The sequence below is a fragment of the Saccharopolyspora sp. 6V genome (assembly GCF_020176785.1).
GTDB classification, from domain to species: domain Bacteria; phylum Actinomycetota; class Actinomycetes; order Mycobacteriales; family Pseudonocardiaceae; genus Saccharopolyspora_C; species Saccharopolyspora_C gregorii.
In genome coordinates, this window is the sequence record NZ_JAIUKB010000206.1 from 1 (window position 1) to 8,661 (window position 8,661).

Genomic DNA, 8,661 nt, shown 5'->3' on the forward strand with positions numbered 1-8,661 from the left:
CCCCGCCGCGCCCCCCCCCCGGGGCCCGGGGGGGGGGGCCGCGGGGCCGGGGGGGGGGGGCGCCGCCCCCGCCCCCCCCCCCCCCCCCCCCGGCTCGTACCGGCGGGAGCCGGAACGGGCGGCAGGGCCCGCCGGGGAGGGCGGGGAGGACCGGGCCGGGGCGAACCCGGACCAGGACGAAGGAGCGCGGTGGCCGTGAACGGTTCGCGGGAGGGAGGGACCGCCGTGGCGGAGGACGACGTGCCGGAGGGCACCGGCGGGGGTTCCGCCCGGGACCGGCACGTGCCGGTCGCGCTGGACCGGACGCTGGAACTGCTGGCGCGCGCGCTGCCGGGCGGCCCGGCGGACGTGGTGGACGCGACGCTCGGGATGGGCGGTCACGCCGAGGCGCTGCTGAGCGCGCACCCCGAACTCACCCTCGTCGGGCTCGACCGGGACCCGCAGGCGTTGCGGCTCGCGGGGGAGCGGCTCGCCGCCCACCGGGACCGGCTGCACCTCGTGCACGCCGTCTACGACGAGTGGGCCGATGTCCTCGACGACCTCGGGCTGCCCGCGGTGGACGGGGCGCTGTTCGACCTCGGCGTGTCCTCGTTGCAGCTCGACGAGGCCGACCGCGGGTTCGCGTACGCGCAGGACGCGCCGCTGGACATGCGGATGGACCCGGGCGCCGAGCGCACCGCCGCCGACGTGCTCAACACCTACCCGCCCGGCGAGCTGGCGCGGATCCTGCGCCAGTACGGCGAGGAGCGGTTCGCCTCGAAGATCGCGGGCGCGATCGCGCGGGAACGGGCCAAGGAACCCTTCGCGAACAGCGACCGCCTGGTCCAGCTGCTCTACGACACCGTTCCCGCGGCCAGCCGCCGCACCGGCGGGCATCCCGCCAAGCGCACCTTCCAGGCGCTGCGCATCGAGGTCAACGCCGAACTGGACGTGCTCGGCCGGGCGCTGCCCGCGGCGCTCGACTCGCTCGCGCCCGGCGGGCGGATCGTCGTGCTCGCCTACCACTCGCTGGAGGACCGCATCGTCAAGCGCGGGCTGGCCGAGCGCGCCACCTCCCGCACCCCGGTCGACCTGCCGGTGGAACTGCCCGGGCACGGACCCGAACTGCGGCTGCTCACCCGCGGCGCCGAACTCGCCGGTGAACAGGAACGCGCGGACAACCCGCGGGCCGCCTCGGTGCGGCTGCGCGCCGCCGAACGGATCAAGGAGTCGGCATGACGGCACCCGCACGCGCCAAGACCTCGGCCTCGCGCACCGGCTCCGCCGCGAAGAAGAAGGAGCCGGCGAAGCGGAAGGCGGCCTCGACCACCGCGACGGCGCCGCAGACCAAGACGCAGAAGAAGACCCCGGCGAAGGCGCGCGGCCGGTCCGCCGCCGCCGAACGCGCCTACGCGCGCCGCGAGGAGCGCCGGGACCGCACCTCCCGGGAGCCCGCGGAGCGCAGGCCGCGCCGCCAGCGCCAAGCCGCCGAGCAGCGCCAGCCGCGGCAATGGCGGCTCGCCGCGGTGCGTCCGCGCGCCCGCCAGCTGCAGGCGAAGGTCGCGACCTCGCGGGTCCCGCTCGTGGTGGCCGTGATGGCGGTGCTCGGCGTCGGGCTGGTGGCGACGCTGTCGCTGTCGATCGCCGCCGTCGGCGGCTCGTACCAGCTGCAGCAGGTCGAGCAAGAGGTCACCGCGCTCAACGAGCACCGGGAGCAGCTGCTGCGCGAGGTCAGCAACATCGACTCGACGCCCGCGCTGCAGCGCAAGGCCACCGAGCTCGGCATGGTGCCGCCGCCCGGGCCGCCCGCGCACCTGGTGGTGAACCCGGACGGCACCATCCGCGTCGTCGGTGAACCGCAGCAGGCCAGCGCCCCACCCGCGCCCCCGGCACCGAAGCCGCCGGCGCCCGCGGACGCCCAGCAGCCTCCCGCGGCACCGAACCCGCCCGTCGAGCAGGGCGCGCCGCAGCCGGACCCGGCGCAGCGGCAGGCAGCGACGATCCCGGCGGTGGAGGGCGACTGATGGTCCGCAGGGGGACGCGGGCCGCGGGGGGAAAGCGGACCGCGCGCACCGACGTGGCCGGTAGCGGCAGGCGGCTGCGCATCGGCCGGTTGTTACTGGTGATCGCGCTGGTGCTCACCGGCACCAAGCTGATCCTGGTGCAGGGTTTCGACGCGCAGCAGCTGTCCGCGGCCGCGGCCCGGCAGCGCACCACCAGCGACTCAATCCCCGCCGAACGCGGCTCGTTCACCGACCGCAGCGGGAACGTGCTCGCGTTCAGCAGCGAAGCGCGCCAGCTCTACGCCACGCCGCGGCGGCTCGCCGAGGAGCAGGACAAGGCGCACGCCGAGGACCCGAGCGAACCCACCTCCGACCAGTACAAGCGGGAGATCGCCCGGTTCATCACGCAGACCCTCGGCGACCGGGTCCGCGAGCAGGACGTGCTCGCCGCGCTGTTCGCCGACACGACCTACACCACCATCGGGCCGCTGATCGAACCCGCGCTCGCCCGCACGATCACCGAGAAGTACTCGCAGATCGGCCAGGAGTACCGCGCCACCCGCGAATACCCGGCGGGGGAGAACGGGGCGAACGTGCTCGGCGGCGCCCGGTGGAGCCAGGACGCGCGCAAGATCCAAGGCCGGCTCGGGCTGGAGAGCTCGCTGGACAAGCTGCTCGCCGGCACCGACGGCAAGAAGGTCTCGGACACGGCGATGGGCAGCGACCTGGTCATCCCCGGCACCGAGCGGGAGCTGGAACCGGCCATCCCCGGGTCCGACGTGGAACTCACGCTCGACTCCGACCTGCAGTACATGGTGCAGAACAAGCTGTCCGACTACGCGGGCAAGACCGGGGCGCGCAGCGCCAGCGCCGCCGTGCTCGACGCGCACACCGGCGAGGTGTACGCGCTCGCCAACGACGAGTCCTTCGACCCCAACGCGCCCGCGTGGGGCCCGGACGGGCTCGGCAACCCGGCGGTGACCAACCCGTTCGAACCCGGCTCGGTGAACAAGGTGATCACCGCGGCCGGTGCCATCGAGGACGGGCTGGTGCGCCCCGAGACCGTGCTGCAGGTGCCCGGCAAGATCAAGGTCGCGGACCGGACCGTCGGCGACGCGTGGGCGCACGGCACCATCCCGCTCACCTTCACCGGCGTGCTCGGCAAGTCGTCCAACGTGGGCACCCTGATGACCGCGCAGCGGCTCGGCGAAGACCGGTTCAACGACCTGGTGCACAAGTTCGGGCTCGGGGAGACCACCGGCATCGGGCTGCCCGGCGAGAGCGCCGGGTTCGTGCCCGCCCGGGAGGACTGGTCCGGCAGCACCTTCGCGAACCTGCCCATCGGACAGGGCCTGTCGATGACCGTGCTGCAGATGGCCGGGATGTACCAGGCCATCGCCAACGACGGCGTGCGGGTGCCGCCGCGGGTGATCGCCGCCCAGACCGGCCCGGACGGAGTCCGGGTGCCGCGGCCTCGGCCGGAGGGGGTCCGGGTCGTCAGCCCGGAGACCGCGCGCACCGTGCGGGACATGATGCGCGCCGTCGTGCAGGACGCGCCGCAGCAGCAGGGCACCGGCAAGGCCGCCGCGCTCGACGGCTACCAGATCTCCGGCAAGACCGGCACCGCGCAGCAGATCGACCCCGACTGCAAGTGCTACAGCAACGACACCTACTGGATCACCTTCACCGGGATCGTCCCCTCGGACAACCCGCGGTTCGTGGTGGCGCTGATGCTGGACGCGCCGGGCGGTGGGGCCTCCGCGGCGCCGCTGTTCCACGACGTCGCCGCCTACCTGACGCAGCGGTACAAGATCCCGCTGTCGCCGGCTCCGGCACCGGTGCAGACCCTGCAGGTCCGGTGACCTCCGGGCCGTTCCGCTGCTGCGGCACGGCCCGGCGCCCGCTCTCCCCGGGGACCGCTCACTCGGCCCGGATGTGCGCGGTCTGCACCAGCTGCGGGCCGCCCCGCGACGCCCGGCTGACCAGGGTGCCTCGGCCGGGCGGCAACCGGGTCGCGGCGACCCGGCCGATCAGCTCGCCCTCGGCCTCGTCGGCGCTGAGCAGCAGTCCCGGCGCGGCGGCCGCGCGCAACGCCACCAGCAGCGGGTCGTCCCAGTCCTCGCGGGCCCCGCTCGCCTCGCGGGCCAGCACCAGGTGCAGCCCCAGCTCGGCGGACTGCGCGACGAACTCGGCCAGCGGTGCCAGCGGGTTCTCGTCCGGCGCGGACAGCAGCTCGTAGTCGTCGACCACGACGAACAGCTCCGGTCCCGACCACCAGGACCGGTCGCGCAGCTGCTCCCGGGTCAGGTCCGGGCCGGGGCGGCGCGCGCGCAACGTCGTCACCAGCTCCCGCACCGCCGCCCGCACCTGGTCGACGTTGACCGCGTGCTCCGCCAAGTGCTCGGTGCGCAGGAAGCCGAGCAGTGCGCGCCGCAGGTCCACCAGGACCACCGCCGCCTCCTGCGCGGAGTAGCGGGTGGTGATGCCGCGCAGCACCGTCCGCAGCAGCGAGGTGCGGCCCGAGCCGAGCTCGCCGAACGCGTAGAAGTGCGGCTCCGCCCGGAAATCCAGGTAGACGGGGTCCATGCCCTCCTCGTTCACGCCGATCGGCACCAGCGACGGGCGCGGCTGCTGCTCCGGCGCGGGCAGCCGGTCGTACTGCAGCACCAGCGGCAGCAGCCGCACCCGCGGCGCGCGCACGCCCGGCCAGGTGTCGCGCGTCCGGGCGCGCAGCGCGGCGACCGCGGCCGCGGAGCCCTCGCCCACCGGGTGCGGCAGCGCGGTGAACATGTGCAGCTTCGACGGGTGCAGCCCGCGGCCGGGCAGGTCCGCGGGCACCCGGGCCGCGGCCTCCGGGGAGACCTCCGACTCCGCCGGATCGGCCAGCCGCAGCTCCAGCCGGGTGCCCAGCAGGTCCTTGAGCGCCGGGCGGATCTCCGACCAGCGGTCCGCGGTGACCACCACGTGCAGGCCGAACTCCCAGCCCTGCGAGGCCAGGTTCACCACGTCCCGGTCCGCGCCGTCGAACTCGCCCTGCAGCGCGGGCCACCCGTCGATGATCAGGAACACGTCGCCGTACTGGTCGTCGTCCGCGGCCCCGTCGTCGCGGCACCGCGCCCGGTAGCCGGCCATCGAATCGATGCCGTGCTCGATGAACCGCGCCTCCCGCCAGGCCAGCAGCGAGCGCAGCTGGGCGATGGTGCGGCGCAGCACGTCCGGATCGCGCGGCCCCGACACGGCGCCCACGTGTGGCAGTTCGCGCAGGTCGTGCAGCCCGCCGCCGCCCAGGTCTAGGCAGTAGAACTGCACCTCCTGCGGGGAGTGGGTCAACGCCAGCGACAGCAGCAGCGTGCGGACCGCGACGGACTTCCCGGAGCCGGGCGCGCCGACGATCGCCACGTGCCCCGAACCGCCGGACAGGTCGACCCGCACCGTCCGCTGCTGGTGCTCGAACGGCAGGTCCAGCGTGCCGATCGGGGCGTGCAGCCGCCGCCCGCGCAGCCGCTCCGCGGGCGGCGGCAGCAGCTGCTCCAGCGCGGGCGGCCTGCGCAGCGGCGGCACCCAGATCCGCCGGGCCGCCGGACCGGTTCCGCGCATCCGCCGCACCGCGTACTGCAGCTCGCTCGGCGCGTCCGGGCGCCGATCGCCGTGCACCGGGTCCGAGACGTGCGCGGTGCGGAACCGGACCAGGCCGGTGGGGTGGCGCAGGTAGCCGTGCCCGCCGCCCGCGGGCAGCTCGGCGGCGTCCGGGGAGCCGATCGCGGCGCTCGACTCGGCGACGCTGCCGGTGCGCAGCGCGATCCGGTAGGTGAGGTCGTCCGCCAGGCCGCGCAACCCCGGTTCGGTCGCGCTCTCCCCGGCCAGCAGCAGCTGCACCTGCAACGACCGGCCCACCCGGACGATGGTCTGGAACAGCTCGGCGAGCTCCGGACGCACCCGCAGCAGCTCGGTGAACCCGTCGACCACCACGAACAGCATCGGCAGCGGCGGCAGCGCCTGCTTCAAGCGCAGTTCGCGGTACTCCCACACGGTGCGCGTGCGGACCTCGTTGAGCCGGGTCTGCCGGTGGTGGATCTCCCCGGACAGCGCGTCGTGCAACCGGTCCACCAGTTCCGGGTCCCCGGCCAGGTCGGTGATCAGCGCCGAGACGTGCGGGGCGTCCTGGAAGTCGGCGAACGCGGTGCCGCCGACGGCTTCGACGAGCACCACGTTGAGCTCCTCGGGGGAGTGCGTGGCCAGCAGCGACAGCACCGCGGTCCGCAGCAGCTCCGACCGGCCCGAGCCGGGGGCGCCCACGCACAGCCCGTGCGGGCCCGCGCCGCCCAGCGCCGTCTCCTTCAGGTCCAGGACCGCCGTGCCGTCCTCCCCGCTGCCGAGCACCGCCCGGTAGCGCCGCGACACCGGGCCGGGCTGCCAGTCCACCGCGGGGTCGAACGCGGTGACGTCCGCCCGGGCCAGCAGCGGGAACAGCCCGGGCGGTGTGCCGGGCCGGGCCGGGGCGGGCGGCGGCGCGGGCGGTCGGTCGGTTCCGGTGGAGATCGAGGCGACCAGTTCGGTGATGTCCTCGTCCGCCACGTCGTCGAGCTTCGGCTGCGCCACCTGGAACGCGCGGCCCGCGTGCAGCGCCCACCCGGTGGCGGGCAGGCTCGCGGACAGCTCGGGATCCAGCAGCGACTCGGACGGTTCCGCCAGGGACAGCTCGACCCGGCCCGGCACGAGCTCCAGCAGCTGCTCCGGCAGCTCGGACCAGCGGCGGGCGGTGACCAGCACGTGCACGCCGAACTTCAGGCCCTCGGCGATCCGCACGACCGCCTCGGCCAGTCCCGGCACCCACCCGGCGAACCAGGACCAGCCGTCGATGAACAGGAAGGTCTCGGAGTGGTCGGCGTCGGGCAGCGCGTCCGGCCGCTCCCGGCGCAACCTGCGGTACCGGTCGATGGTGCCGATGCCGTTGGCGAACAGCTTGCGGCGCTCCTCGATCCGCGCCTCCACCTGGGCGAGCAGCTCCGCGACCGACTCCTCGGTGTGGTCGGCGGCGGACACCTGCGGGAGCGCCGCGATCCCGCCGTCCGCGTCCAGGCACTGGAACTGCAGCTGGTCGGCGCCGAAGGTCGCGGTGAGCCCGAGGACCAGGGTGTGCAGCAGCGTCGACTTGCCGGACTGGATCCGCCCCACCACGGCCACGTGCCCGCTGCCGCCGAACAGGTCCAGCCCCACCACCCGGCCGGGGCCGCGGTTGACCTCGTGGGCGCGCCCGAGGGGCACCGGCATCGTCGGGGGGCCGTCCTCCGCGCGTTCGTCGAGGAGTTCGCCGATCCGCAGCGGCGTCCGGCCGGGCAGCAGGAACCGGGCGCCGCGGACCCGGGAGAACATCATGTCGCCGTGCTGGGTGCCGCTGCGGGTCGGGGTCTGCCTGCCGTCCTTGGTGACCTCCTGGTGCACGAACTGGTAGAGCTCGTTGAAGGTCATGACGCCGTCGCCGTCCACGTCCGGGGCGCCGGAGGTGATCGCCTCGATGATCGCCGCGGTGAAGCGCGAACCGGGCCGCACGTCCGCGGCCGGCCTGCGCTCGTAGGAGTACTCGATCTCGTTGGTGGCGGTCATGGTGAACCGGCCGCCGCCGAAGTGCTCGACCACGTTCACCGGCTCCCCGCCCCGGTGCGCGGCGCCGTGGTTGAACACGCCGCTGTAGCAGCAGTCCAGGAAGATCGCCTTCCACCCGGCTTGGGATTCGGTGACGATGCGGTCCACGACCTGCGCGGGTACCGCCGTCGAGTACGGCAGCTGCGGCTCGGTGTCGGTGGCGGCGAAGAACAGCTGGTCGTCGTCGTTGGTGATGCCGTGCCCGGCCAGGTAGAGCAGCACCAGGTCGTCGGGGTCCTTGTTCTGGAAGAGGCTCTCCACCCGGCGCTCGATCTCCGCCTTGGTCCCGTTGAGCACGGTGTGCGCGGTGTCGAAGGCCCCGAGCTCCTGGTCGGCGAGCAGCCGCCGGAGCTCCTCGGCCTCCTCCACGGTGTGCAGGTCGCGCAGTCCCGGGGCGAAGTACTCCGAGGTGGCGACCAGCAGCGCGTACCTACCCACGGCCGGTCACCCGCGGTCCTCGGCGCGCAGCCGGTGCAGCACCGCTTCGGCCTCCGCGGGCGGGGTGCCCGCTTCGATGCGCCGCAGCACGCCTTCGCAGCGCAACGTGATCGCGCGGTGCTCGCCCCGGTCGACCCAGCCGGTCAGCACGGTGGAGAGCGTGGTGATCGAACCGGTCGCCAGCGTCCCGCCGAGCACCAGTTCGGCCAGCAGCGCCCCGGTGCCGCGCCCGTCCGGCGGCGGTTCCTCCCGGAGCCGGCGCACCGCCAGGCCGCGGACGCGGCGCAGCTCGCCCTGCAGCAGGCGGGCGGCGCGGTGGAGCCGTTCGGGCGTCGCGTCCGGTGCTTCGAGCGAGAGGTGGACCTCCGGGCGGATCTCGGGCATGCGATCTCCCAGCTCAGCGGAGCAGTGATCACGACCGGTATACCAAACGACGACGATCGGTAGTGGGGTTTCGGCGCGGCGCGACCGTGGTGCGCGATCCCGGACGCGGGGGGGGGGGGGGCGCCGGGCCGCGGGCGGCGCCGCGCCCGGCCGGCCCCGCGGGGCGGGGGGGGGGGGCCGCCGGGGGGGGGGGGGGTCCAGCCCCGGGCCGCGC

The 8,661-nt window shown here is 75.0% G+C and carries 5 protein-coding genes; 3 read left to right on the forward strand and 2 right to left on the reverse strand.

Annotated features, from left to right (window positions below):
• Window positions 1-225 precede the first annotated feature (225 nt).
• From rsmH to LCD35_RS29140, 3 genes are read left to right on the forward strand one after another with little or no spacing between them, the layout of a single operon-like run.
• Window positions 226-1,218 (forward strand): 16S rRNA (cytosine(1402)-N(4))-methyltransferase RsmH, encoded by a 993-nt coding sequence (gene rsmH, locus LCD35_RS29130; RefSeq protein ID WP_225045268.1) that lies wholly within the window; start codon window positions 226-228, stop codon window positions 1,216-1,218.
• Window positions 1,215-2,003 carry a hypothetical protein gene (locus LCD35_RS29135; protein ID WP_224966936.1) on the forward strand — a complete coding sequence of 263 codons (789 nt, stop codon included), beginning with the start codon at window positions 1,215-1,217 and terminating at the stop codon, window positions 2,001-2,003. The genes rsmH and LCD35_RS29135 overlap by 4 nt, the downstream gene beginning before the upstream one ends.
• Complete coding sequence (locus tag LCD35_RS29140; RefSeq protein ID WP_224962794.1) at window positions 2,003-3,844, forward strand: penicillin-binding protein 2; 1,842 nt, start codon at window positions 2,003-2,005, stop codon at window positions 3,842-3,844. The genes LCD35_RS29135 and LCD35_RS29140 overlap by 1 nt, the downstream gene beginning before the upstream one ends.
• Window positions 3,845-3,902: 58 nt before the next feature.
• Here LCD35_RS29140 and eccCb read toward each other — a convergent pair whose 3' ends face one another.
• Both eccCb and LCD35_RS29150 read right to left on the reverse strand, forming a co-directional pair.
• Entirely contained in the window at window positions 3,903-8,063 is a 4,161-nt protein-coding gene (gene eccCb, locus LCD35_RS29145) for a type VII secretion protein EccCb (protein WP_224978317.1), read from the reverse strand.
• 6 nt (window positions 8,064-8,069) lie between these two features.
• Window positions 8,070-8,447 carry a hypothetical protein gene (locus LCD35_RS29150; RefSeq protein WP_224962790.1) on the reverse strand — a complete coding sequence of 126 codons (378 nt, stop codon included), beginning with the start codon at window positions 8,445-8,447 and terminating at the stop codon, window positions 8,070-8,072.
• Window positions 8,448-8,661: the final 214 nt, after the last annotated feature.

Excerpts from the sequence above, each read along its gene's own strand:
- LCD35_RS29140 (WP_224962794.1), top strand. The coding sequence starts at position 2,003 with ATGGTCCGCAGGGGGACGCGGGCCGCGGGGGGAAAGCGGACCGCGCGC.
- LCD35_RS29150 (WP_224962790.1), bottom strand. The coding sequence starts at position 8,447 with ATGCCCGAGATCCGCCCGGAGGTCCACCTCTCGCTCGAAGCACCGGAC.
- LCD35_RS29135 (WP_224966936.1), top strand. The coding sequence starts at position 1,215 with ATGACGGCACCCGCACGCGCCAAGACCTCGGCCTCGCGCACCGGCTCC.